Source organism: Alteromonas sp. ASW11-130, assembly GCF_026183735.1.
Lineage (GTDB): Bacteria > Pseudomonadota > Gammaproteobacteria > Enterobacterales > Alteromonadaceae > Alteromonas.
The window spans coordinates 1-25,643 of record NZ_JAPFRE010000044.1 but is presented as its reverse complement, the minus strand read 5'-3'; the positions used below and the strand labels follow the sequence as shown (position 1 = coordinate 25,643).

At 43.2% G+C, this 25,643-nt stretch carries 19 protein-coding genes; 7 read left to right on the top strand and 12 right to left on the bottom strand.

Annotated features, from left to right (window positions below):
* Positions 1-35 precede the first annotated feature (35 nt).
* From OPS28_RS14725 to OPS28_RS14700, 6 genes are read right to left on the bottom strand one after another with little or no spacing between them, the layout of a single operon-like run.
* A complete protein-coding gene (locus OPS28_RS14725) occupies positions 36-1,727 on the bottom strand; it encodes a BatD family protein (RefSeq protein ID WP_265610227.1) in 1,692 nt (563 codons plus the stop codon).
* On the bottom strand, positions 1,727-3,610 hold the full coding sequence (locus tag OPS28_RS14720; protein WP_265610226.1) for a vWA domain-containing protein: 1,884 nt from the start codon (positions 3,608-3,610) through the stop codon (positions 1,727-1,729). The genes OPS28_RS14725 and OPS28_RS14720 overlap by 1 nt, the downstream gene beginning before the upstream one ends.
* Before the next feature lie 3 nt (positions 3,611-3,613).
* Positions 3,614-4,636: a vWA domain-containing protein gene (locus tag OPS28_RS14715; protein WP_265610225.1), complete on the bottom strand. Its 1,023-nt coding sequence runs from the start codon at positions 4,634-4,636 to the stop codon at positions 3,614-3,616.
* Positions 4,629-5,150 carry a DUF4381 domain-containing protein gene (locus OPS28_RS14710; protein WP_265610224.1) on the bottom strand — a complete coding sequence of 174 codons (522 nt, stop codon included), beginning with the start codon at positions 5,148-5,150 and terminating at the stop codon, positions 4,629-4,631. Before OPS28_RS14710 ends, OPS28_RS14715 begins: the two co-directional genes overlap by 8 nt.
* The gene (locus OPS28_RS14705; protein WP_265610223.1) at positions 5,150-6,112 is read right to left on the bottom strand and encodes a DUF58 domain-containing protein; all 963 of its coding nucleotides are present in this window, start codon (positions 6,110-6,112) and stop codon (positions 5,150-5,152) included. Before OPS28_RS14705 ends, OPS28_RS14710 begins: the two co-directional genes overlap by 1 nt.
* A gap of 8 nt (positions 6,113-6,120) precedes the next feature.
* On the bottom strand, positions 6,121-7,077 hold the full coding sequence (locus tag OPS28_RS14700; protein ID WP_265610222.1) for an AAA family ATPase: 957 nt from the start codon (positions 7,075-7,077) through the stop codon (positions 6,121-6,123).
* Positions 7,078-7,359: 282 nt separating this feature from the next.
* On the opposite strand from OPS28_RS14700, the gene fadI reads away from it, so the two are divergent.
* The 3 genes from fadI to OPS28_RS14685 all read left to right on the top strand — a co-directional run bounded on the left by fadI (position 7,360) and on the right by OPS28_RS14685 (position 11,196).
* The gene (gene fadI / locus OPS28_RS14695; protein WP_265610221.1) at positions 7,360-8,670 is read left to right on the top strand and encodes an acetyl-CoA C-acyltransferase FadI; all 1,311 of its coding nucleotides are present in this window, start codon (positions 7,360-7,362) and stop codon (positions 8,668-8,670) included.
* Positions 8,670-10,832: a fatty acid oxidation complex subunit alpha FadJ gene (gene fadJ / locus OPS28_RS14690; protein ID WP_442864007.1), complete on the top strand. Its 2,163-nt coding sequence runs from the start codon at positions 8,670-8,672 to the stop codon at positions 10,830-10,832. The genes fadI and fadJ overlap by 1 nt, the downstream gene beginning before the upstream one ends.
* A 163-nt stretch (positions 10,833-10,995) precedes the next feature.
* Positions 10,996-11,196 carry a hypothetical protein gene (locus OPS28_RS14685; protein WP_265610220.1) on the top strand — a complete coding sequence of 67 codons (201 nt, stop codon included), beginning with the start codon at positions 10,996-10,998 and terminating at the stop codon, positions 11,194-11,196.
* Between the two features lie 63 nt (positions 11,197-11,259).
* Here the strand turns inward: OPS28_RS14685 and OPS28_RS14680 are convergent, their stop codons facing one another.
* From OPS28_RS14680 to OPS28_RS14670, 3 genes are all read right to left on the bottom strand, one after another.
* Positions 11,260-11,418, bottom strand: a complete 159-nt coding sequence (locus tag OPS28_RS14680; protein WP_265610219.1) for a hypothetical protein — start codon at positions 11,416-11,418, stop codon at positions 11,260-11,262.
* Positions 11,419-11,690: 272 nt separating this feature from the next.
* The gene (locus OPS28_RS14675; RefSeq protein ID WP_265610218.1) at positions 11,691-16,175 is read right to left on the bottom strand and encodes an EAL domain-containing protein; all 4,485 of its coding nucleotides are present in this window, start codon (positions 16,173-16,175) and stop codon (positions 11,691-11,693) included.
* Positions 16,176-16,333: 158 nt separating this feature from the next.
* On the bottom strand, positions 16,334-19,090 hold the full coding sequence (locus OPS28_RS14670; RefSeq protein ID WP_265610217.1) for an insulinase family protein: 2,757 nt from the start codon (positions 19,088-19,090) through the stop codon (positions 16,334-16,336).
* Positions 19,091-19,259: 169 nt separating this feature from the next.
* Here OPS28_RS14670 and sixA point away from each other — a divergent pair, with 169 nt between their 5' ends.
* Together sixA and OPS28_RS14660 are read left to right on the top strand one after the other, a co-directional pair.
* A complete protein-coding gene (gene sixA / locus OPS28_RS14665; RefSeq protein ID WP_265610216.1) occupies positions 19,260-19,775 on the top strand; it encodes a phosphohistidine phosphatase SixA in 516 nt (171 codons plus the stop codon).
* 186 nt (positions 19,776-19,961) lie between these two features.
* Positions 19,962-20,141 (top strand): hypothetical protein, encoded by a 180-nt coding sequence (locus tag OPS28_RS14660; RefSeq protein WP_265610215.1) that lies wholly within the window; start codon positions 19,962-19,964, stop codon positions 20,139-20,141.
* A 4-nt stretch (positions 20,142-20,145) separates the two neighbouring features.
* On the opposite strand, the gene OPS28_RS14655 is transcribed toward OPS28_RS14660, so the two are convergent.
* Together OPS28_RS14655 and OPS28_RS14650 are read right to left on the bottom strand one after the other, a co-directional pair.
* Positions 20,146-21,435 (bottom strand): HlyC/CorC family transporter, encoded by a 1,290-nt coding sequence (locus OPS28_RS14655; protein ID WP_265610214.1) that lies wholly within the window; start codon positions 21,433-21,435, stop codon positions 20,146-20,148.
* Positions 21,436-21,518: 83 nt separating this feature from the next.
* Positions 21,519-22,310, bottom strand: coding sequence for a cytochrome C assembly family protein (locus OPS28_RS14650; RefSeq protein WP_265610213.1), 792 nt, complete (start codon positions 22,308-22,310; stop codon positions 21,519-21,521).
* A 247-nt stretch (positions 22,311-22,557) separates the two neighbouring features.
* Here OPS28_RS14650 and ffh point away from each other — a divergent pair, with 247 nt between their 5' ends.
* Positions 22,558-23,937 (top strand): signal recognition particle protein, encoded by a 1,380-nt coding sequence (ffh, locus tag OPS28_RS14645; RefSeq protein WP_265610212.1) that lies wholly within the window; start codon positions 22,558-22,560, stop codon positions 23,935-23,937.
* A gap of 112 nt (positions 23,938-24,049) precedes the next feature.
* Positions 24,050-24,856 (top strand): hypothetical protein, encoded by an 807-nt coding sequence (locus tag OPS28_RS14640; protein WP_265610211.1) that lies wholly within the window; start codon positions 24,050-24,052, stop codon positions 24,854-24,856.
* A 328-nt stretch (positions 24,857-25,184) separates the two neighbouring features.
* On the opposite strand, the gene OPS28_RS14635 is transcribed toward OPS28_RS14640, so the two are convergent.
* Positions 25,185-25,643 (bottom strand): flagellin (locus OPS28_RS14635; protein WP_265610210.1); only part of this gene is annotated, 459 nt, incomplete at its 5' end.

Genomic DNA, 25,643 nt, shown 5'->3' with positions numbered 1-25,643 from the left:
ACTGTAAATGTCTATCGTTATTAGCACTAAATGCGCTATTGCGGATAGAGTGTAGGTAATGCAGCGGCACCCTTATCATCGCTATTTTTAAATTGTTTATGCAGCGTGCTTATTTGTTTTTTAAATGCTTTACTGTCCCACGTAGATGCGTGATTACCATACTCGCTTGCAAATAGATTGTCGACATGGGGTTGCAGTACCTGGGTGGCACTCCACTCAGCTGGAGCATTTACACGCTTAGGGGCAAACGTGTTTATCCAATTCATTAATGACTGATAAATGTGTGTAGAATGACCTGACTCGATATCATTTATTAATTGCTTATAAGCGAGCTCATTATTTTTAGTCTCAGAAGATGGGACTTGGTTTCTGTTTGTTTCATAAGCCGCTTTCAATTTTCTATATCTGGTCCACGTGTACATCCAGCCTGTTAAAGCGATAAAAAGTAATGCCACAAGCATCCAGACAATGGAATAATTAAGTGTGCTTCCTGGCGAACTTTTTGGCTCTTCCGCGCGCCAATCCGCTGTTTCAGCTTTCGTCTCTGACGCGGGTAAGGCAGGGGAGGTTGCTTGTGAGCTGGCAGGCGCAGACTTAATTGTAATCGTACGTGCGGGAAGCGTCGCATATTCGGTCTGTTCGGTTAGCACGTTGAACCAAGGAATAGTTACTTCGGGCAAAACGAATTCTCCCGCCTGGGTAGGGATTATGGCGATGGATTCTTTTCGCTGGGCTATGAGAGTATTATTCTTATCCACTGTGGCAGTTACGGCCTGATCAGGATAGAGCTTGAAATGAGGGGGATAGTGCTGGGGTAACTCAGGTAATTGCTCTTCCACTAACCCAACTGCGGTTAAGCTTACGGTTCTGGTTACCGGTTCTCCAACAACGAACTCTTCGGATTGCCATTCTTCGTCAAGTCTGACAAATTCACTGGGCAGCCAATGATAACTAACGTTCTCTGGTTTTGACTTCACTGTGATATCTATATCGGGTCCGATACGATTAACTTCGTGAGTCCGGTTGAAAAAACCAAAACGCTGGCTTGAGTTAGAGGCCATTACTTCACCCGAAAAAACAGGCCCCCGAATGGTGAAATCCCCAGACTGTTGAGGAATAACAGCAAAGGTACGTTCGATAACCTGATAGCGACGACCATTAACGATATCGGTGTATTGCTTATCTTCACCGAGTTGCTTAATTTGTGCTTTGGCTAACTTGGGAGCATCTAAGCTGCCGCGCTCAATATTGGTTGCTAAGAACAGTTTAACCGTATAGCGGATTTGTTGGTGAAGATAGACCGAATGGGCGTCGACTTCTGTGGTGACATAATAATCTCTGGCAGGTTGGTTTGCGTCCTGCTTTACATCAACCACTTCAATGCTTATTGGTTTCGTTTGCTTACCTTCAATAGTAAACGCTGGAATGGTGAACTTGCCTTTGCCCCGAGGAAAAAGAGTGGTCGACCAAGTGGTGGTGCGCGTGGTGTCAAAATTTATGATTGATGTTTTACTACTGACAGAAGTTCGGCCTACCACAAAATCTTTTAATAACGGCGAACTATCAAAAGCCTCTCGCTTCGGATCCCCATAAGCGGTGACCGACAACACGATAGCCTCATCAATCATAACCGGGTTTTTATCTACCGAAGCTTCAACTTTTTCCACTTCAGCGAAAACATTAAAAGAGAAAGCGACGCATAATAGCGTAGCGTACAACCATTTCATTACCATTCTCTCCGATTCGCGGGCATTCTATCTCGTTGCCTTCTTTGGGCTTCCAGTTGCATCTTTCGCTTTAACAGATAAGCGGGATCGTCTGGAATACGTCGTTTAATAGTTTCAAGTCGTTGTTGATCTTCGTCACTAAGGTTCTGTGGCTGTTCTGTTTGGGCTGCCTGTTCAGTGTTTTCTGTATTTTCTAATACATCCTTGGTTTCTTCAGCCTGTTTTGGGGTAGCTTGAGACTGCTGATTCTCCTGGCCGGATTGCTGATGTCGTTCTTGCTGCGACTCCGTTTGTTCCATTTCATCGCTTTGCTGCGCATCAGTTTGCGATTGTTGTTTTGTATTATTTTGAGTTTGTTCCTGATCTGAGGACTCGTCTGACTCAGCTTGCTGATTTTGCTGATTTTGCTGGTCCTGTTGCTCGTCGGAATTACTTTCTTGCTGTTGCTGTTGCTGTTGCTGTTGTTGCTGTTGTTCTTGTTGTTTTTTGAGTTCTTCAAGTAGCGCTTTATTTTTAGCTGCATCAGCATGATCTGGTTTTAGGGCAAGCGCCTTGGCATATTTTTCAATCGCCTTGTCTAGCTCGCCAAGATGCGCCAAACTATTCCCTTGATTATACAAACCATCAGCATTATTCACTTTTGAAAAAGCTTCAAGTGCAGCCTCGTAATTACCCGCTTTATAATGCGCCGCTCCTTGCCAGGATGGCGTATCAAATTCAGTAGCGGCTTGTTCATAGGCTTCGTCCTTAAAAGCTTCCAATCCCCTTTGGTTACTATTTAAAAACGGTGACTTGTACCATGGCATAGAGACGACTTCTTGAGAATCTTGCGTTTGGGCCATTACAGGCTCAGGAAGCGAGAATAGAGAACCTAGTACAAGACAGGTCAGCAGACCTCGCCTAAAACCGTAAGCGGCAAAAGGGAGTATAAATAAAACCAGATATGGCCCAAATTCGCGCCATTTATCGCCTGCCGATTCGTTATTGTCTTCAGTATTTTTTTGCTGCGGCCGATCCTTTCCTGTTAGAAGCTTTTTAATATCCTCCCCTGTAGCTGACAAGGGGGTGTATATACCTTTGCCAGTTTTCGCGATTGAACGTAGCGGCGATTCATACAGTTTTGCTATAACGATGCTACCATCAGCTTCTTTAAGTAATTCACCATTTACCTGTTTAATAGGCGCGCCTGCTGAGGTTCCAATACCCAGTATATTGACCGTATACGGTTGTTTATTTATGTAATCATGCAGCTCTTTCGTTTGGGAAAGCTCAATCTCATCGGTAAACCAGTATATGTGCCCACGTTGATAACCAGCATTGGCTAATAACTCTGACGCCGCTTTAATTCCCATAAAAGGGTCGCTTCCCGGTACGGGCATTATTTCGGGGCTTAGACTGGGTATTAATGCCGTTAGGTTAGCAGCGTCTGTAGTTAGCGGACTAATCACAAACGCGTCCCCCGCGTACGCCACTAACCCCATCTCTCCTTCACCTATTGCAGTGATTAAATCAATCGCTTTGTATTTTGCTCGGGTAAGTCGGTCGGGCGTCAAGTCGGTTGCACGCATAGACAACGACATATCCATCACGATGACATGACCTGCTTTGATCTGGAAAACCGGTTGCGGAAGTTTTTCCCAAGTAGGGCCTGCGAGCGCCACTATAGCAAGTAACCAGCCTAGGGGTATCAACCACAAAGGAGGGCGACGCAAGGGTTTACCGTGATCAATAACCATAAAACGGTATAAATGATTGGATACAATACTTTGCCAGCCTGACTGAAGCCTAACGTTTTGTTTAATGAACCAGTACAGCAAACCCAATGGAATAATTGCTAATAACCAGAGAGGACGTAAAAAATGGAAATGTTCAAAAAATGCCATTATTTAATTCTCTGTCATTTCTTTAAAATTAACCCGGCGTTGCCGCCAATAATTACGGCCTAGCACTACTAAGGCTGTCAGTACACTTAACACCAATGCTAATGCCAGTGGATAATAATACAGTGCCGTTAACGGGCGCATTTTTCGCTCGTCACCTTCAACAGGTTCTAGTTCATCCAATATGGCGTAAATATTATTGAGTTCTTGGGCGTCTCTTGCGCGAAAATATTGCCCCCCAGTTGATTCAGCTAAATCACGTAACATGGTCTCGTCCAAATCTTGCGAAGGATTTACTCTTCGGCTGCCGAAAAAATTTTGAATTAGCATTTCGTCGGCGCCAACGCCGATGGTGTAAACGGTTGTGTTGCTAGCCACTGCCAGTTCTTTAGCTTGTGCAGGGGTAATATTGCCAGCAGTATTCTGACCGTCAGTTAGCAGGATAATGACCCGGTTGGTATCTTCTTTTTCATCAAACCGCTTTACTGCCAGACCTATTGCGTCGCCTATTGCTGTCTGCTCTCCTATCAAACCAATAACCGCTTCGTTAAGCAAACTGGCAACCGTTTCGCGATCATAGGTAAGGGGCGCCTGCATGTAAGCTGTATCTGCAAATAAAATTAAGCCCAGACGATCACCGACGCGACGTTGGATAAAGTTGTTGAGAACAGCCTTTATCATGGTAAGCCGATTAACCTGTTGCCCGTTTAGTTGCATATCATCTATCTTCATACTGCCAGATAAATCCACAGCCAACATCAGTTCGCGACCTTTCGATGGAATACTGACGGGCTCGCCCAACCATCTAGGCTGTGCAGCTGCAATGATTAATGTTATCCAGATTAGACTGCTAACCAATAATATGAAGCGATGATTCTGCTTCAATTTTTCAGGCGCAGTAACGTGCGGCATCAAGCTGGGTACCTTTAATGCAGCTGAATCGGTCTCGGTTACCGCGGGTGTCAGCCAGCGAATCAATAAAGGTAGAGGGAGTGCGAATAAGATCCACCACCAGGCGAACTCAAGCATTTGATGCCTCCACTTCTACGGTTGGCGTTTTTTTCGCAAAACGAGCGTGTTTTAACCAGTACAAGCAGGCTTTCTGACATGACTCAAACTGGTCGGTACTTGGGGGCTGAGGTTGATACAAAGCTTTTTGAAGTTGGTTAATTTCTTGAGTAATTTGTCCCTTTTTTCTCTTAGCTAAACATCCCACCAAGAATTGTTGCCATCGTTGACCGTAAAGTGAAGCCACAGTGTGCTTATCAAAGTAGTAAGATGCGGTGCGCTTTAAAATAGCGTTTTGCTTCTGAGCCCAGTCGGCTTGATTGGCCTGCAAGGTATAAATCTCTTTTATAGCCTGACGTTTAGCGCATGAAAATTGATACCTTTTGTAGAACCAGACTGCCGCCACTATCAAACCGAGGATTGTTATACCGATTACTATCCACCACCCCCACGCTAAGGGCCAGGCACTGACTGATTCGGGAACATGAATGTCCTGAAGATTTTCAAGGGGATTGGAAAGAGTTTGCGCTTGCATTATGCAGTCCTCATGCTGAATTGAAGCAACTGCTTATCCAAAGCCGTTCCCGAGCTCACAGAATGGAAAAGAATCTTACTTTTTTTAAAAAAGTTTTTAAGCCGTTCGTTTTCGAGTGTGCGCCAACTGTGATACTGCTCATTTATCTTAGCGTCCCCCAGCATCCAGGTTTGCTCTTGCTCACCGTCAGTTACCTTTACTGTTTGCTTGCTTTTTATGGGTGGAAGACTTAGTTCAATTGGATCATAAATATGAACTGCATGAATTTCACAATGTCGAGCGACGGAAATTAAATGGGATTGAGCCAACTCTGACAGCTTGGAGAAATCTGAAATAAGATAGATCAAACTACCAGGCTTCACCACCCGTCGAAGACGCAGACTAGCTTGTTCTAACGCGTTAATGTGCAATGAATTCGACGTGGCTTGCTGAAGCGCATGTTGTTGCATACTGATGAGTTCGTGACAAACAGAAAGCACAGCACGCTTACGTGACATTGGTTTGCATTCACGATGTGACACATCGTCGAATAGTAACGCCCCGATTTTATCTCCTCTAGCCACCGCTGACCACGAAAGTAAAGATGCTAGATGCGCAGCCTGAACCGACTTTAACATCAATTGCGTGCCAAACTGCATGGATGAAGTAAGATCACAGCAAAGAAACACCGGCCGCTCACGTTCTTCTCGATAGACCTTAGTGTGGGTTTTCCCCGTCCGAGCCGTAACACGCCAGTCGATCGCTCTAATGTCATCCCCTGGTAGGTAGTGTCTGGCTTCGTCAAACTCCATTCCCCGCCCTTTGTCGCGTGAAAGATATTGGCCTGAAAGCCTCGCTTGTAGCGTTCTACGCGGGCTCAAATCAATTAGCCGGGTTAATTGCTGATAGCGCAATAACTCTGCCACACTCAAATGGATTCCATCAGACTGCAACTGGGATAAAATTGATTTTACTTGCTGCATAATCAGGTTCAGGGGACCGCCACCAACTTAAGAATGTTATCTAGTACGTCTTTAACCGTAATGCCTTCAGCTTCGGCTTGATAAGACATGATTATCCGATGTCTCAATACATTATGCATAACCGCTTGAATATCGTCTGGGCCGACGAATTCTCTACCCGCAAGCCAAGCGTGAGCCCTTGCGCAACGGTCTAGCGCAATAGTGGCTCTAGGGCTGGCACCAAATTCAATCCACGATGCCATTTTGTCATCATATTTTTCCGGTGCGCGCGTAGCCATAATTAATTGAACAATATATTTTTCTAATTCTGGTGCCATATGTAGCGCCAAAGATGCTTTTCTTGCTGCAAAAATAGCGTCTTGGGATAGAACCGCTGGTGGTTCAGAAGGCGTTTGCAATTCTTCCTGACGGGTTAATTGCAGTACGCTTAATTCCGTTTCTGCGTCAGGGTATCCAATTTCTACATGCATTAGGAAACGATCAAGTTGAGCTTCGGGAAGTGGATATGTTCCTTCCTGCTCCAACGGATTCTGTGTCGCCATGACTAAAAATAAGGGCGACAAAGGGTACGTTTTGTTGCCTACGGTTATTTGCCGTTCTGCCATGGCCTCCAATAAGGCGGACTGAACTTTTGCGGGAGCCCGGTTTATTTCATCAGCCAGGACCAAATTGTGAAACAGTGGCCCTTTTTGGAAAACAAATTCGCCAGTTTCAGGACGATAAATATCCGTACCCGTAAGGTCAGCGGGTAATAAATCTGGTGTAAACTGAACCCGATGAAAATCACCATCCATTCCATTCGCTAATGCATTAACCGCTCTTGTTTTCGCCAGCCCTGGAGGACCTTCCACCAGCAGATGGCCATCCGCAAGTAGTGCGATTAATAAACTGCGAGTAAGCTGACTTTGTCCAATAATTTGCGTGTCTAAATAAGCGTGTAATTGCTTGAACTGCTCTGATGACATAGCGAAGTCACATCCGGTTATTGTTTTAATGGCTATTCATATGCGGCCTTAAAAGTTAACTTCAAGGCTCAACTACCGATGATTTTATAGAACAAATGTAATCACTTATTTCAAAAATCGAGAATTGGCCGAATTTCGTAGATAAAAACACATTACCAATTTTGTAATGAAGATTTTCTTAATGAGGCATTTAAGCAGATATTTGCTATTTTGTTCAATGTTTGTAAAAATCTTGCTAATTACAGGTCAGACCACTTAATGTGGTATTAATTCAGGTGCAATATGTCAACTAAACAAGTCGTTACAACTCGTTCAGGCGATCGAATCGCGATCGTAGCGGGCTTACGGACGCCATTCGCTAAGATGGCTACTTATTTTCACGGTGTGCCAGCCGTCGATTTAGGCAAGATGGTAGTTAATGAACTACTAATAAGGCAGGGGGTAGCCCCAGATATGGTCGATCAAGTGGTATATGGACAAGTAGTACAAATGCCAGAGGCCCCCAACATTGCGCGCGAAATTGTGTTGGGTACCGGTATGAATGTGCACACCGACGCATACAGTGTCTCCCGCGCTTGTGCAACCAGCTTTCAATCCACGGTTAATATTGCTGAGAGTATGCTGACAGGCAATATTGAGGTGGGTATAGCGGGAGGTGCCGATTCGACCTCTGTTTCACCTATTGGCGTATCTAAAAAGCTTGCCAGAGCTTTAGTCGATTTACAAAAAGCCAAAACCATGGGGCAAAAGTGGAATATATTTAAGAAACTCGGATTTAAAGATTTACTCCCCGTGCCTCCGGCGGTTGCCGAGTATTCAACAGGCTTGTCGATGGGCCAAACGGCTGAACAAATGGCTAAAAGTCACAATATCAGCCGTGAAGATCAAGACAAGCTTGCGCATCGCTCCCATAGTCTGGCAGCCCAAAGCTGGGAAGACGGTAAACTAAAAGACGAGGTGATGACCGCTTATGCTGAGCCTTTTAAATCCGCATTTGAGCGAGATAATAACGTACGTTTCGACTCTAAATTGGAAGGCTACTCAAAGTTACGTCCGGTATTTGACAAAAAATATGGTTCGGTCACTGCCGCAAACGCAACTCCATTGACTGATGGTGCTTCTGCAGTATTAATGATGACAGAAAGCAAAGCGAAGGCGCTAGGTTACAAACCGCTTGGTTTTATTAAGAGTTATGCCTTTTCCGCGATAGATGTGTGGGAGGACATGTTAATGGGGCCATCTTACGCAACACCGCTTGCCCTTGACAGAGCCGGAATGTCGCTTAACGATCTCACGTTAATTGAAATGCATGAAGCTTTCGCTGCTCAAACATTGGCTAACATTAAAATGTTTGCTAGCGATAAATTTGCGCAGGAGAAGCTAGGACGCAGCAAAGCCACGGGCGAAATCGATATGGATAAGTTTAACGTCATGGGAAGTTCAATCGCTTATGGTCACCCGTTCGCCGCCACGGGCACCCGGATGATTACACAAATGCTGAATGAATTAAATCGTCGCGGTGGGGGGACAGGCCTTCTAACTGCGTGTGCGGCTGGTGGGTTAGGCGCAGCAATGATAGTGGAGACTGAATAATGGCCGAACAAGAAACGAAAACAATGACTGACGACGTTACTGAAAAACGAAGTGCGTTTACGCTAACGCGTCAGGACAATGGAATCGCCATACTCACAATTGATGTGCCCGGTGAGTCAATGAACACGCTAAAAAAAGAATTTGGCGAGGAAATCAATGCTGTCCTTGATGAGATTGAAGCTGACTCTTCCATAAAAGGTGTGGTGCTAACCAGTGGCAAGAAAAACTCGTTTGTTGCGGGTGCAGATATTTCAATGTTAGCTGCGTGTGAGACTCAGGATGATGCGCAGACCTTAGCCGAAGGTGGTCAGGCAGTGTTTGATCGTATTGAACGATTGCGCCCCACAGTGGTAGCGGCTATTCATGGTCCGGCGCTAGGTGGTGGTTTAGAGTTGGCGTTAGCGTGTCACTATCGCGTTTGCTCTGACTCACAGGCCACTCAGGTAGGTTTGCCCGAAGTTCAGCTAGGTTTATTACCAGGCAGTGGGGGCACCCAACGGTTACCTCGTCTTATTGGCATTCAGCAAGCGATGAAAATGATGCTGACAGGCTCTGCTGCCAGAGCTAAACAAGCGAAGAAATATGGTATTGTAGATGAAGTTGTACCTCACAGTGTTTTACTTGAAGTAGCGACTAAATTTGCGAGCAAGAAGAAACCCGAGCGAAGCGCGCCGCAAAAAGGCTTGCTAAACAAAGCGCTTGAAAAAACAGGTTTTGGCCGTGACTTCATGTTTAAAAAGGCCCGTCAACAAACCCTTGCTAAAACCAAAGGTAATTATCCGGCCCCTGAGAAAATCATTAATGTTATTGAAGAGGGCATGAAAAACGGTATGAAAGCGGGCCTTGCCGCGGAAGCAAAAGCGTTTGGTCAACTGGTCATGACCCCCGAATCTTATCAACTACGCCAAATTTTCTTTGCTACTACAGAAATGAAAAAAGAAGAGGGTGTTAAAGGGGTGGCGCCGAAAAAAGTCAGTAAAACCAGTATCCTGGGTGGTGGCTTGATGGGTGGTGGCATTGCCTATGTTACGGCTACCAAAGCGAAGGTACCAGCGCGGATCAAAGATATTCGTGCTGAAGGTATCGCGCATGCAATGAAATACAGCTATGACTTACTAAGTAAAAAGGTTAAACGTAAGTTCATGCGTGAGACTGAAATGCAAAAGCATATGTCATTACTAACGGGGACATTAGACTACCGTGGTATGCAAGATTCGGATATGGTGATTGAAGCCGTGTTTGAAGATGTAGGTTTGAAACAGCAAATGGTCGCGGACATTGAAACTAACTGCAATTCCGACACTATTTTTGCATCTAACACGTCTTCTATTCCAATCAATCAGATTGCAGCAAAAGCGCAGCGTCCTGAAAACATTATTGGTCTGCATTATTTTTCTCCAGTAGACAAAATGCCATTGGCTGAAGTTATCGCTCACGAGAAGACTTCGGATCAAACGATTTCAACTACTGTTGAATTTGCTCGCAAACAGGGCAAGACTCCGGTTGTAGTAAAAGATGGCGCGGGATTTTATGTGAATCGTATTCTTGCGCCTTATATGAACGAAGCGGCGTATTTAATATTAGCGGGCGAGCCAATTGAACATATTGATAAGTCTTTGGTCAAGTTTGGCTTTCCAGTTGGGCCTGTAAAACTTCTAGATGAAGTTGGCATCGACGTAGGGACCAAGATTATTCCAATTCTTGTTGAGGCATTTGGAGACAGATTTGTAGCCCCTGATGCCTTTGATAAAGTACTTGAAGATGGTCGCAAAGGTAAGAAGAACGGCAGAGGATTTTATTCTTATGACGGTGACAAACCAGGTAAGGACGTGGATGAATCAATTTATTCCCTGCTGAATATTTCGCCCTCTTCATCGTTAAGCCAAAAAGAAGTGGCAGAGCGTTGTGTATTGATGATGTTGAATGAAGCCGCCCGCTGTTTAGAAGAGGGTGTTATCAGGAACCCTCGTGATGGTGATATTGGCGCCATATTTGGAATTGGTTTTCCGCCCTTCCTAGGTGGACCATTCCGTTATATGGATTCGCTAGGAATTCAACATGTTGTCAATCGTTTGACGCACTACAGTGAAAGTGTCGGTAACAAATTTGCACCAGCTGACGTGTTACAAACGATGGCTGAAAAGGAAGAAACATTTTACTAGCATGTAATAAAAGTGTTAAAAACCGCGCATTGCGCGGTTTTTTTATGCTAAATCGCTATTTCCCCTAGAAAATATGTTTGAAATGTGTACAATTCTGTTCCCTAAAATGCGGAGCCACTCTATTTGAGGTTTCATTTCTAACGCCAGTATTGTCGAAGAGGTTATGATGATTGCGTTACTACTGGTTTCTATTGTGAGCAGCTTATTTTTTTACGTTGAAGCGTTTAAATCTGGTATGCAGGCGAAAGGTTGGGCGTTAGCAGGGTTATTCGTTGGCCCGTTTTTAATGCCTATGTTCACTATCAGTCGCCATGTAGCGATACGTAAATCTATAGGTTTTAATAACCTTTACCTACAGGCATAAAAAAAGAGACGTATAGTCTCTTTTTTGAAAGTCAGTATATTCTAAATAATTTTAGACCCAGAATTAGAACGTTCCACCTCTTCCTAGTCTCGATGGCTTACGCGCTTGAGTTTCGACAGGTGCTTCTTTAAGAGTCTGTGGCGCTTTTTTTACACCTTCCTGTTTATCAGCAACTGGAGCCGTAGTGGTAAGAGCCAAGGCAACTGCGTACGCTTTTAACATCTTTGTATCCTCTGATTTTTATATTATGAACAAAACAAACACCGACTGACTTAAATTTGTCGGTATGTATTGTTTAAGCCAGAAGTGTGCCAATATTAATTTCAACTTTGTGAATAAATATTCAGCTGATAATAATATGATAGAGGTGAGGTTTTAGGTTGAATTAATACTATGACCGTAGTTTTTAACCCTCTCTAAAGCTTCCAAGAACGGCCTTGTCCAGGGTGGAAAAATTAACTCGCTGAGCTGATAGCTATATCTACCAACCGTTATTAGACGGAGGGTTGACCGATGAGATGATGTAACTTCTGATTTTCTTTTAATAGCTTTTCAAATCGTTCTGCGTTTAACGGTTTACTGTATAAGTAGCCTTGAATCATTTCGCATTCATAACGGCGTAGGATGGTAAGTTGTTTTTCTTCTTCAACGCCCTCGGCAACCACTTTGAGACCAAGATTGTGCGCTATATTAATGATAGCGGCAGCCATATGCCGGTCTACACTGCTTTCGGCAATATCGTCAATGAAAGCTTTATCAATTTTAAGCGTATTTAATGGAAAGCGTTTTAAATAGGCTAGAGATGAATACCCAGTACCAAAATCATCTAAAGCTAAGTGGATGCCTCTTTCACGCAAACGTTCCATCATTTCAAGCCCCTGATCGGGGTTTTCCATTAATGTACCTTCGGTAATTTCACATTCAAGGTGAAGAGGGGATAAGCCAATTTCGTTTAGCACCCTATTGATACGATCATCCAAATCCGGTAATTCAAATTGTTTAGCTGAAATATTGACAGCAACCCGGCCACTGAAGATCCCTGCAGTCACCCAGCGTTTGGTGTCTGCAATAGCCTTACGTAAGACTATTTCACCAATGTCAATAATTTGACCCGTTTGTTCGGCTAATGGAATAAACTGACCGGGACTGACAATTCCTTTATGTGGATGTTCGAAGCGTACCAAGGCTTCCATACTGACTAACTTGCCCGTGGTGATATCCACTTTTGGTTGGTAATAGACGGTAAATAAGTCATCCTTAATTCCCTGGCGAATTAAGTTCTCTATTTGCAACTGACGTACTGCATTTTGGTTCATTTCACCGCTGAAAAATTGATAGCTATTGCCACCGTTGTTTTTTGCAAAATACATGGCGGTGTCGGCATTTTTCAAGATCTCTTGCGGGGTATTACCATCATCTGGATAGAACGCTATACCTATGCTAGCCCCTAGCACAAACTCTTGTTTGTTAATAATGAAAGGCCGCGAAAGGGAATCCAGAACGCTTTGGGCATAATGTGTGATCGTATGGATATCAGAAGTGTCTTCCATCAAAACACTAAACTCATCTCCACCTAATCGATAACAGGTGGCATCATTACCCGTGATTCGTTGCAGACGTTTGGCAATTTGTTTTATTAGAATATCACCTGTCTGATGGCCCAACGAATCATTAATTTTTTTGAAATTGTCCATATCCAAACAGAGCAGTGCATGAGGCTCAGTTCGTCTCACCAGGTTGTGATGGCTAGCTTGAAAGAATGAACGATTCGGCAACTCCGTCAACGGGTCAGTATTTGCCAGCTTCAGAAGCTCTTTTTCTGTACTTTTACGAGAGGTGATATCTGAGAAGACCCCTACGAAATGGCTAATTTTACCATCTTCATCATGAACCGCATCCAGGTTCAGCTCTATTTCGTATCGCTCACCATTAACGCGTACTGATTCCACTTCGCCAAACCAGTTTCCTTTTGTTTTAAGTGTTTTCTTGATCTCTTCTGTAAAGGCTTCGGGGTATTGGTGAAAATACATATAACTTGCTAATGCCTGATTTCTGGTTTCACCGGTGTATTTACAATATGCGGTATTGACCGATATAAACTTAAAGTTTGTATCGGTGATAAATACCCCTTCAGAAATATTTTCAATTGAGCGCTTAAACAAATTAAGTTGCTCTTCAGCTTGCTTTAGATGATGGATATTTTTCAGCGTACCCGTCATACGCACTGGTTGATTATTGTGGTCACGTTTTACCACTTTTCCGCGGTCAAGTATCCAAATCCATTTATTTTTAAACGTTTTCGCGCGGTAAGTCAGTTCGTAATACTCGGTTTCGTCGTTCAAATGAGCCTGTAAGGCCTCCTGCACGCGAATAATATCACTGGGATGGATGTTAGCATCATATGCACTATGCGCACGTATATTGTCTTGTGGGAAATCCAGCGTGCCCCACGTGTTGGAGCGGAATACTTGGCCTTTATAGACATCCCAGTCCCAAAGCTCATCACCGCTACTCCAAAGCGTAAGCTTAAGCCTTTCTTCTGACTCGCTTACTTTTAGCTGGTTAGCCTTTCTAATTTGCCACTGCCTAACTATATAAATAGAGGTAAATAGCAAGGCAATTAAATAGAAAACCAAAGCTGCATTATGTAGCCAGGGGGGCCTGTCTACCATTATCTTTAGTTCTTTAGAATTAGACCACTGTTGCCCAGGCGCTTTAACCTGAACCTCAAATACATAATTTCCAAAATTTAAGCCACTATAAGCAGCGATTCGCAATTTACTCGCTATTGAACGGGGCGACTGCCAATCATTCTCAAAACCGTTTAAGCGCCAACGGTATTCAAGTAAAGTCGAGCGAATAGGATTGATTTGGCCAAAAGTTAAATTTATTGACGCATTGTAGGCAATAGAAACAGCATCCAACAAATAAATAGGAGAGGAGATTAATTGCGACCCTGATGTATCTGTTCCGCTTCCAAAGATTTCGATATCGAGAATTTCAGGCGGTCGCGCCTTGCCACCTTGATTATTACCCGCAAACGAGTAGGACTCAGTAAGTTGCGTGAATCCAGTTTCGCCACCAAAAAATAGACGGTTGTCAGCAGTAAGTAGTACAGCATCTTCGTTTAGCGCGTTGTAATTTAACTGTTCAAGCGTGACAACTTCTCCCTTGTCCAGATTGGGTAAAATGATTTCTTGAATTCCCTGCGTGTTGGCGTACCAGATAGAGTTATCTCTGCCTATTGATGAATATATCACTCCTCCCTGGATTTCATCAGACTCTTTGTCTGTGACTTTCAATGTGCGTTTATCTACTTTTACTACACCATTTGATATAGTGGTGAGCCAATAGTGGCCGCCCCAGTCATAAACCGCAATTGCCCTGGAATTTAACCCGTCATCGGGCGTGATAGTTCTCTTAATTGTTTTGTTGACCGTGTCGAATAAATGGATCTCTTTTTCTGACGACAGCCATAGCCTACTTTCACTATCGATAAAAATAGGCTGTTTTCTACTTTTTCTATCATCCTCTAAGTACATAGAGACACGTGAATTTCTATTAGCGAGTGGATTGGTGTCGATAGAAACAAGCCCTTCTTGCTCAATCCATGACCAGATTTTTTCGCCATCGAATAGAAAACTGTCAACAAATACATTGGGGAGGAAATTATATTGTTCAACTAGACTGTCATTTTTCACGCTATATTGGGAAATCCCCTTTGACGTTGCTATCCAGAACTGATTATGTCTGTCTATCGCCAAATCCCAAAAGGAGGTATTCGTATCGCTTAGATGGTAGGTATAGGTCCCTTCTTGTTCATTAAAGCGGGCAATGCCGTTTTCTTGGGTTACAAACCATAACTGACCATTTAGATCTTCTTCAAGCCCCCACACACTGTTGCCTTGCTGAAAATCTTTTTTGTTTGTATAGAAGCGTTGAAGATTTAATTTAGGGTGGTATTTAAAAAGCCCTAAAAAAGTTCCTACCCATGTCGCGCCAGTACTGTCATTGTAGATGCTCAGCGCATAAGGATGGGTTAATCCTGTCATTTCGCCATTTTCAGCACTCAAGGTGAAAAGTTCATCGTTTTCTAATGAATAAACCACCAGTCCGTTTTGCGTACCAATCCAAACCGACTCGTTTACTTGCGACACCGTATTAATATTAGAACTCGAAAAAATAGGGTGACTGTCCCCATTAATATGTTGTATATGCTCACCATCAGCACTAATCCGCGATATGGATGAGTTAGCGATAAGCCAGTATTCGCCAGCTATGACCTTGAGATCAGATATCCATTTTTCACCTACATGAATGTTCCATGGATTTACCTTATCTAAGGGATAGAGTACTTTCTTCTTTTTATCGTAAATATATGCACCATTTCCAAAAGTGCCTATCCAAATTCTATTAGGCTCGTCCCTGATTACCGATATTTGTTCCGGGAATTTTGCATTAAATGCTAAGCGAGATAACGTTTCCGTTTCGTTGCTGTATTCATAGAGGTTGTTTCTATCAGCGATTAATAGGTTGTTATCGGAAGACTCTGCTATCGTTAATATCTCATTATGTTTTAACGACGAATTGGTTGAATTGTAATTGGTGAAATCATCTGAAGATTCATTGTATTTAGCTAAACCTTCCCTCGTACCAATCCAAATATTGCCTGCTGAAGATATGAATAATTGAGTTATTAAGCCAGGGGGCAAACTATTAGGGTTTGCATCAGAAGGATGGTATTGCTTTACCGAATAGCCATCATATCTATTTAATCCATTGGTTGTAGCAAACCATAAAAATCCATGTTTATCTTCAACTATATCGACGATCGTAAGGCTGGATAGCCCGTCCTTGCGGGTCAGTTCTGTAAAATGAATGTCAGTAATCGAAATCGCCTTAGCCGCCATAGTGGCAAGCAGACAGACTACTAAAATTGTACTTAACACTAACCGATTGAAAGTCGCGCGCACCCACATACCTTTGGCTTTTCGCCTTGTTTTTATAATTTAAGCTTGCTTACGGTCGTATCCTTTTAACCGAGCGTACCAATATGCCGAAATATAGGGTGCTCTACAAGAAATTTCTGTTCTTTAGAACAGGCTTGCTCAATAGTTGTACACTTGTTGATGAATAACTAGTTTCCTTTGTCAAAATAGGGTGTTTTTTGTTTAAATTCAGTTATGTCCGCTATGTGAGTAAAGTCTCCGCTTAGTCCTTCGAACTTCCCTGGTGCATACAATATTAATTCACCAAATTTTTCACGATTGGCTGCTGCATCCGCATACTGTTTAATCTCATTAAACGTGAGCGAATGGATCTGTTGAGCTAATTGTGCATTGCGCGAAAATGTATTGTCACCATTACCCAGTGCTAACCATAACCTCTGTGCTTTCATTGATTGCGAGAGATCTTTTTCTTCAAGTTGTTTTAACAGATTTTTTTGAATGGTCGGCCAGTAAGCACGATAGAAATTAATTTCATCAAACTGGCGTTTGATAAAACTACGTACTTCGGACAATAGATACTCTGGACCAAAACTAGGACTTTGAATGTAAAATGCAAATCCGGGATGTTGGTTATGGGGAACATAACCAGTGCCCACGACGTAACCCAATTGCTTTTCAGATCTAAGTACATTGAAAAAAGGAGCTGCTAACATTTGTTCTAAAATCATGCACATAGCGGTATCAATCAATGAGCTGCTCGGGGCTTGTAAGTATAGAACGATAGCAGCATCATCATGTTCACATATAACCTCATGATAAGAGGGGGCACCTACAGGTAGCTGTGCGACCGCTCGTGGAATAGCTGATTCGTTTGACTCTGAAAATAACGTATTTAATGAATGCGTGAATTCTTTAGCTTCTTCACTTCGCCAATTACCGAACACCAAGCCCTCTAAGAAATAGGATGAAAAAGCATTATCTTTAATCTCGACCATTTCTTCATAGGACAACTCCTGTACGGCGTTGAATAAGGCCAGCGGTGCGTGGGTATTTCTCTGTGATAGCACACTAAGCCTAGAGAACAGACGGTTCGTGGGTTTATTCATCAACGAATTGTGTAGAGACTGAAGTTGGCTATGTTGTAACCTGGAAAAAGAGTCTTTTGGCGGTGTGAATTTCAGAATAGTTTCCAGTATTTGTTGGCATAGCTTCATTTGGTTTTGCGAAAAACCGCGCGTATTAACGCTGAACCCCGCTTGGTGTCCGTACACTCTATAGTGAAGGCCAGCTATTTCAGCACGATAATATTTTGCCTGAAGATAGTCGTTTATTGCAGCTAACCAAACGCGTTTTGCTGCTACTGATCTGATTTCGTCTGTAAAGCCGGGGACATCGAACGAAATAAAAATATCGCCCTTGGGAGTAACAAACTGTTCATCCTGCGCAAACCAGATTTTTTTATTCTGATCAGGTGTTAACAACTGCGGCGTCAGATACTTACTTTCCACATCGATTAACGAATAATCTTCACCTAAATAAGGATTAGGTGGAGGTAGTGTTAACGCATCATCAGTTTCGTGCTTGAAGTATTCGTTGCGTGAATCGTCCGAAAGAGAGGATACGCTATATTTAGCGTGGTAGTACTCACTCGTTCTATTCGTCGGTAGTGCTTGGTCAATTACCTTGACACGCATGTTTTCCACATTGAAAAACCTAAGTGCATACTCAACTTTCTGTGGGTTAAATTTGTCGCTCAGACACTTTAACTGCGGTATAGCATCATAGTTAAAAAATAATAATGCTTGCGCATAATCGCATGCGGCATTTAAAAGTTTTGGATTATCGTCAAACTCATTTGCCAAGCGGTTTAACTTAGCTTTTTCCTGATAGCGCCATGACTCGTTTAATGAAGATTTAATTAATTCTAAATAAGCAAATAAATGGGCGATGATCGCATCACGATTTTCTAAACCTAACGGAGTTAATTGAAAGCTGAGGTTAAAATCTTTAAAGTCATCACCTTCGATTCCGCTACCGGCTATTAGGTTCATTACCCAATTTTTACGTTTCAGGACAGCTAATAGGCTGCCTTCACCCTCATCTCCCAATAGGTGACTTAAATAATCCAGTGGCTTGGTTTTGTATTCATTATGCAATCCAGGCAACGCAAACGTTACGATCATCCGCTTCGCAGCTTGCAGCGGAACAATATTGATTTGCACCCCGGTTTGTTTTGCGGTGTAGAGTGCAGGCCATTCTGCAGAAACTGGTTGTCCCGCCGGTAAAGTCGAAAAACTATGCGATACTAGCTCCTTAATCGCCTCGGGGGGGGCCGGGGATACGATGCACAATCCCATGTTGCTTGCGCAGTAATGGTGCTGGTGAAACGCCTTCAATTTTGCTTTGAGTGCGGTTGTCTCAAATCGGTTAAAGATATCCGCATTACCTACAGAAAATTTGCTAAAGGGATGGTCTGGGTTACACGTTTCTTTGTGGATCTGATAGAGACGACGTAAATCATCTTTCAATTTAAATTGGAATTCAGATTCTATTGTGTTGATTTCTCTTTCAATAGAGTCTGGAGCAAGCAGCGGCGAAGAAAGCATATCCGCAAAAGCAGGTAACACTGAAGGTAAGGCTTCACTACGGCAATTGAAATGAAAATTTGCATATTCGGCCCCTGTCCAGGCATTCATGCTACCGCCGTGATTTTCAATATACTCATTAACTTGGTTTGGGTTGGGTAAATGGACGCTACCCATAAACAACATATGCTCAAGCAGGTGGGATAGGCCTTGGCAATCTTGGGGATCATAAAAATGGCCACCACGGATTGCCATCGAAACGTAGCTGGCTGCCTGTTGCGGCTGGTGATAAATCATCACCTTCAAACCATTTTCAAGCGTGAGGAAATGATATCTGTCTTTGTCTGGAGGTGTTGTCAAAATGCTCTCTTATTAAATAAAAAAATACTGCATTCACTGGGAAGTACGCAACAACTCTCCCCGTCCGATCAACGCATCATCGAAAAAGAAATGAATTTAACAATAACGCTATGCGATGATAATCGTGTCTGCTATCGTAAGCAGGAAGTATCATCTTATTCATAAACTTATGTCAGGTCAAAGTAGCAACGACGACATTTTATTATTTGTAATGCGGCATGGCGAAGCCGAATCATTGCGCGTTGATGACAAGTCGCGTCAACTCACGCCAGAAGGGCGTGTACAAGCCATGAACGCAGCCAAGTGGTTGATAAAACATTACCTATCCGACGGTCAGGTTGATTTGGCATTGGTCAGCCCGTACCGACGCGCACGTCAAACGTACGATATGCTTTCGTTAGATATTCGACCGTTCAATATGGAAATCTGTCACGATATCATTCCAGATGGTGACGCCGAAATGACGCATGACTTTTTAGATGTGAGAATGCAGGATAGTCAATCAACCGTTTCTCCACTGAAGTCGATTTTACTCGTCAGCCATATGCCGTTGGTAAGCTACTTAGTAGACAGCTTATGTTGTTCTCACACCACTAGTCTATTTGCTACGGCTTCGGTTGCAGTTATCCGGTACTCGATTGAAAAACGCTGTGGAGTACTTGAGGAGCATTACCAGGGCTATTAAACGAAGTATATAAATAAACATGAAAAGTTCTTTGAGATCAGGCTATAACTTAATTTGAATAAATTTTTTGTGGCTTTCGCTTCAGAAGTTTAAAAAACATCCGATACAAGCAATAACAAATACTTATCAGCAATGGGGGTAAGTATAAGGAAGTATTTAGTTTGTATTTAAGAGTAGTAACACATTATGGGAAGTCGTTCATTACCAGACATGCTCAGAAGTACATTGCAGAGCCACGTAGCGGAGGCTGATTTGCAGGATGACGAAGAGCTACGCAATATCTTGGATAAACTAACAAAGTTGTCCAGTAAGGTTGCAGAAACAAAAGCGCGCGTCATCGCGCAACGCGCAGAAAAAAATAAATAACTACCTAATCATGCATTGGTTGGGTTGTGGGTAGGTAATATTCAGGAATTATTCTTACCGTCTTAATTTTATTTTCGCTAATATCTACAATCTCGATTGGATATCCAGCTAAACGCAAACTCACTCTGTTTTCAGGGATTTCTTCAAGATACTCCAAAATGAGCCCATTTAAAGTTTTTGGTCCTTCGATAGGGAGTTGCCAATTCATTTCTCTATTTAAATCTCGAATGTTGACACTGCCATCCACAAGTACACTCCCATCCTGCTGAATGTGCGCCTCTTTGCTGTGATCCGGCACCATACTAGTGGTGAAATCTCCCACTATTTCTTCCAGGATATCTTCCATGGTCACTAGCCCCATGATATCCCCGTATTCGTCTACCACTAACGCAATTCGTTCTTTTTCGGTTTGGAATTTAAACATCAGGGTATGCAATGGGGTGGATTCGGGAGTGTAATAGATCTCTTTAACGGCTCTAAGTAAGCTCGATTTCGTAAATTGGTCTTTGGAAAGGAGGCGCAAGGCGTCACGCACGTGCACAAAGCCAACAGCGTCATCGACACTGTCTCGGTACAATAAAATTCTCGTATGCTGAGAACCAGTGAGAAGTTTTTGAATTTTATTCCAGTCGTCGTTGATATCAATGGCAAAAATTTCTGCTCGAGGTACCATAATATCTTCAGCTGTTACACTTTCTAAATCTAAAATGCTGACAAGCATATCCTGGTGCTTTTTAGGGATCAGGGTCCCAGCTTCATACACTACGGTTCGCAATTCTTCTCTGCTTAAGGAATCATCACTACTGCCCAGCGGACTTATTCTTAACAATGCGAGTAAGCCATTAGTTACGCCGTTAACGCAGTATACAATTGGGTACAGGAGAGTTAACAGAGGCAGCAGCACCAATGACGCTGGAAAGGCAATTTTTTCTGGATACAACGCGGCTAGCGTTTTTGGCGTAACTTCAGCAAATACTAACACTACTAAGGTTAATCCAAATGTAGCGATAGCAATACCCACGTCGCCAAAAAGTCTGATACCAATAATTGTTGCTACTGATGATGCAGCTATATTAACCAGGTTGTTTCCTATTAAAATTAACCCAATTAGGCGATCCGGGCGATCCAGTAACTTCTGAACACGCTTCGCTGCAAGATTACCTTCTCCTTGCAAGTGTTTGAGCCGATAGCGGTTTAACGACATCATGCCGGTTTCTGAACTGGAAAAAAATGCAGAGCATAAGAGCAGCACCGCCAAAACAATGAATAGCGTGCTTGTTGATATAGCGTCCAACTAATGGGTTCCTTTACCTAATGGACGTTCAACTTTAGTTATTCGGCGCTGGGCTTTCAAGGGAAAATTTCAGTTAATTCGTTTTAAAGCAGGATTTCTCTTACAAAACGGCTACCAAAATAGGCCATTGACAATAGCGCCAACCCTAATACGGTCAAGCCTATCACCTGTTTCCCTCGCCACCCCCACATTCTCTGACCCACTAACAGTAAAATATAGATAGCCGTTGCAGCGAGAGAAAGCAGGGTTTTGTGCGCATATAATTTGCTGAACATGTTATCAAGAAATATAAAACCGCTTATTTGCGCGATAATGAGTAAACAGGTTCCAACCAATAGCAGTTTAAATAATATACCTTCCACTAACGTTAAAGGTGGCATCGTGGAATAGATAAATGCGGCTTCTTTTTGTTTAAGACGATGGGTGATGTAAGACATTTGTAATGCATAAAGAAATGCGATGACTAACGTGCCATATGCGAACAAAGATAAAGAAATATGGATTAGCAGTCCAGGTTGCAACTCAATGTGCATAATGTGTTCCGCAGGAATGATAAAAACCGCTGTCACACTAAGCGCGGCAAATCCTAAGACACCTGGTAATAACATCACGTTGGGGAGGAGGGTAATACTGATAAGCATCGAAACGGTAATGAGCCAAGCGACTAACGACAAAACGTTTGTAATGCTCATGTTTTGCCCTGGTACACCCATAATGGCGTCAGCCAGATAGAGGATGTGAACAACTGTCCCTACCGCTGCCAGACTTAAGGCAACGGTCTTATTCGGTCCATCTTTGTGAAAAAGTCTTCCCATTAGTACAAACATCGAAATTAAATACATTGCGATGCTGAGAAGAGCAAAAAGTGTAGTCATGTCACTCCTTTGTAGCTGTAATGTGTTCCGACTTTTCGGAAATGCTAATCAGCAGGGCGTATTGATACTGCAAGTTACCACAAAATACAACCTTGATAGTAAGTGGTTTTGACCACATTTAACGAGGACAATAAGTTTTTATATCGATAAATTACTAGAACCTGTGCTAAGAATTCAATCTCAAGGTGAGACTCTCAGGGAAATATCGGTATAATGTGCAACAAACCAGCAAAAGATATATTAATTTATGTTTGAGAATTTATCAGAACGCCTCGGGCAAACCCTTCGCAATGTCAGTGGCCGCGGACGACTTACCGAAGATAATATTAAAGATACGCTACGAGAAGTGCGCATGGCACTGCTGGAAGCGGATGTCGCTTTGCCGGTAGTTAAAGAGTTTGTCGCCCAGGTTAAAGAGCGTGCAGTAGGAACAGAAGTTACAAAAAGTCTCAAACCTGGCCAAGTATTTATTAAAATCGTTCAGTCCGAGCTTGAAGCGGTCATGGGCGAGGCGAATGAAAAGCTTGACCTTGCTACGCAACCACCGGCAGTGGTGCTTATGGCAGGCTTGCAAGGTGCCGGTAAAACTACCAGTGTGGGTAAATTAGCGAAATACCTTACCGAAAGAGAGAAAAAGAAAGTCATGGTAGTGAGCGCGGATATTTATCGTCCCGCCGCAATCAAACAATTAGAAACCCTGGCTAACGAAGTTGAGGTCGCTTTTCACCCATCGACTACCAGCCAGAATCCGGTAGATATTGTTGAGGGAGCTATTGCTGCGGCTCGTAAACATTTTTATGACGTGTTGTTAGTCGATACCGCAGGTCGTCTTCACGTCGATGCCGATATGATGGACGAGATTAAAGCACTTCATGCTTCGGTTAAGCCTGTCGAAACCCTGTTTGTAGTTGATGCGATGACAGGTCAGGATGCGGCGAATACAGCAAAAGCGTTTAATGATGCTTTACCGTTAACGGGTGTGATTCTGACAAAAGCTGATGGTGATGCTCGCGGAGGAGCAGCTCTTTCTGTGCGTAAAATCACTGGTAAACCAATTAAATTTATTGGTATGGGTGAAAAAGTTGATGCGCTAGAGCCTTTCCACCCTGAACGTATCGCTTCGCGCATATTGGGTATGGGTGATGTACTCAGCCTTATCGAAGAGGTTGAGCGCAAGGTCGATAAAGATAAAGCTCAGAAATTAGCGAAGAAAGTCCAGAAAGGAAAAGGCTTCGACTTGCAGGATTTTAAAGAGCAGTTAGAGCAGATGAAAAACATGGGCGGCATGATGGGGCTGATGGATAAATTGCCGGGCATGGGCGCCATGGGGGATAAAATCAAAGAGCAGGCTGGGGATAAACAATTCAATCAAATGGAAGCAATAATCAATTCCATGACACCAGCAGAACGTGCGAAGCCGGAGATAATCAAAGGCTCGCGTAAGCGTCGGATTGCGGCAGGTTCGGGTACGCAGATCCAAGACGTGAATCGTTTACTCAAGCAATTCACCCAAATGCAGAAAATGATGAAAAAAATGTCTGGTGGTGGTATGAAAAAAATGATGCGTCAGATGAAAGGCATGATGCCTCCAGGCGGAATGGGAGGCGGGATGTTCCCACCTCGATAAAAGTAATTTTTTGCGGTTCTGTCGTGTCTTGATTAGACTATAAATAATCGATAGCAAATGAGTTACGAGGGCAGGGGTGACTGACAAAAACAGAATAAAGCGGGTTACCATAATGTTTTTTCTGTATATCCTTGCTTTCCCTGGCGTAGCTGATATCGCGGCTGACGAGCAGCCTTTCACTATTCAGTGGGCGGTAAGTCCCGCGCCCCCATTTCATATCCTTTCTGGCTCTTTTTACCGTCTCGGTATGTGTGATGTATTAGTAGATCAACTTTCACGCAAACTTATACAGGTTCAGCACTCTACCGTAGTGATGTCTCATACGAGAATTCGCCGGGAAATAGAAGAAAAAGAAAACCTTTGCTTTCCATGTGTTATTAAACGTGAAATAAGCCCATGGTATCACTATACCGATGTAACAGTTGTGCACCCTCCGCTCGGCGTTATTACGACTCGCAAAAATCGAAAAGCTTTTAAAAAAGCGGGTATGTTAAAAAATAGTAGAGTATCCCTACGTTCATTAGCAAAAAATAGCCATTATTTGTTTGGTAAACCCGCGGCGCGTAAATTTCCTACACCTTTGCAGGAGGTTATTGAGAGCTTTGCTGACACAAACCATTTCTATTCTGTCGAAGGAACCGATGCAGTTACACGGATAATGAAAAAAATTTCGCTTGGACGTTTGGGCTATACGCTTGAATACCCAACAGCGTTAAGGTACTTCACGCTCACGGAAGGTGAAAACGATCTTGTTTTTATACCCACGCAAGAGTACGGAAATCGAGCTGTGCCAGGGGCTATTGGCTGCACGAAGAATGCATGGGGAAAAGAAGCGGTTAGAAAAATAAATACGGCTTTAAGAGACGTGGTTAATCATCCGGATTATCTTGCTATTCGACAATTCTGGCAAGTTAAATAGCAATAAATCACTCTGTAAGGATGAGGGGCAACGCTTCTATTTTTCATTAGACAGAGTTTTTTTAATTTGTTGCCGCATTCATTGAATTTGTTTCAGATACGCTAAACCATCATACATATTGCCTTTTCAGAAGGGAGGCGAACAGGTGCAGAGTAAGCCGATATAGTGATGGTTTACGATAAAATTAAAAAGCCGGACACAAGGTCCGGCAACTGCTCAGTGTTAGGAGAGAATGAGCAAAAAAAGAGTGGAAGTTAACGTTACTCCGAGCTCACTATCTCCCGGCTTAGCTCCCACAAACGTTATTTTTTATTAGCCTGGCTTTCTATTACCCTAGAAGAGACAAGGCTGCTTGTGGGCGCTGCTTCGCCTGCGACAAGATTGTTGTGCTGGCTTGCTGTAAAATCTGGTTACGTGTCAGCTCTGCCGTTTCCGACGCAAAGTCAGTGTCTTTAATTCGTGAACGCGCCGCTGAGACATTTTCTGCTACGTTGCTTAAGTTACGAATCGTTGATTGGAAACGGTTCTGTAAGGCACCTAAGTCTGCACGCGCGCCACCAATGGTTGAAATGGCTGCGTCAATTGACGTTAGCGCGGCTGCCGCGCCAGCGGAGGTGCTGATATCTAATGTGCCTACACCTAAACCTGATGCACCAAAGCCACCGTTTTGATTTAGCTCAACTTTAATAGTCTGACCACTGTTAGCACCCACCTGGAAGTCAGCTGAATAACTTCCGTTTAGTACGTTTACACCGTTAAACTGGGTGTCAGAGGCAATACGCGACAT

Bases quoted from the DNA above. Each gene is read 5' to 3' on its own strand.
- OPS28_RS14725 (WP_265610227.1), bottom strand. From the start codon at position 1,727: ATGAAATGGTTGTACGCTACGCTATTATGCGTCGCTTTCTCTTTTAAT.
- OPS28_RS14720 (WP_265610226.1), bottom strand. From the start codon at position 3,610: ATGGCATTTTTTGAACATTTCCATTTTTTACGTCCTCTCTGGTTATTA.
- OPS28_RS14715 (WP_265610225.1), bottom strand. From the start codon at position 4,636: ATGCTTGAGTTCGCCTGGTGGTGGATCTTATTCGCACTCCCTCTACCT.
- OPS28_RS14710 (WP_265610224.1), bottom strand. From the start codon at position 5,150: ATGCAAGCGCAAACTCTTTCCAATCCCCTTGAAAATCTTCAGGACATT.
- OPS28_RS14705 (WP_265610223.1), bottom strand. From the start codon at position 6,112: ATGCAGCAAGTAAAATCAATTTTATCCCAGTTGCAGTCTGATGGAATC.
- OPS28_RS14700 (WP_265610222.1), bottom strand. From the start codon at position 7,077: ATGTCATCAGAGCAGTTCAAGCAATTACACGCTTATTTAGACACGCAA.
- fadI (WP_265610221.1), top strand. From the start codon at position 7,360: ATGTCAACTAAACAAGTCGTTACAACTCGTTCAGGCGATCGAATCGCG.
- fadJ (WP_442864007.1), top strand. From the start codon at position 8,670: ATGGCCGAACAAGAAACGAAAACAATGACTGACGACGTTACTGAAAAA.
- OPS28_RS14685 (WP_265610220.1), top strand. From the start codon at position 10,996: ATGATGATTGCGTTACTACTGGTTTCTATTGTGAGCAGCTTATTTTTT.
- OPS28_RS14680 (WP_265610219.1), bottom strand. From the start codon at position 11,418: ATGTTAAAAGCGTACGCAGTTGCCTTGGCTCTTACCACTACGGCTCCA.
- OPS28_RS14675 (WP_265610218.1), bottom strand. From the start codon at position 16,175: ATGTGGGTGCGCGCGACTTTCAATCGGTTAGTGTTAAGTACAATTTTA.
- sixA (WP_265610216.1), top strand. From the start codon at position 19,260: ATGTCAGGTCAAAGTAGCAACGACGACATTTTATTATTTGTAATGCGG.
- OPS28_RS14660 (WP_265610215.1), top strand. From the start codon at position 19,962: ATGGGAAGTCGTTCATTACCAGACATGCTCAGAAGTACATTGCAGAGC.
- OPS28_RS14650 (WP_265610213.1), bottom strand. From the start codon at position 22,310: ATGACTACACTTTTTGCTCTTCTCAGCATCGCAATGTATTTAATTTCG.
- ffh (WP_265610212.1), top strand. From the start codon at position 22,558: ATGTTTGAGAATTTATCAGAACGCCTCGGGCAAACCCTTCGCAATGTC.
- OPS28_RS14640 (WP_265610211.1), top strand. From the start codon at position 24,050: ATGTTTTTTCTGTATATCCTTGCTTTCCCTGGCGTAGCTGATATCGCG.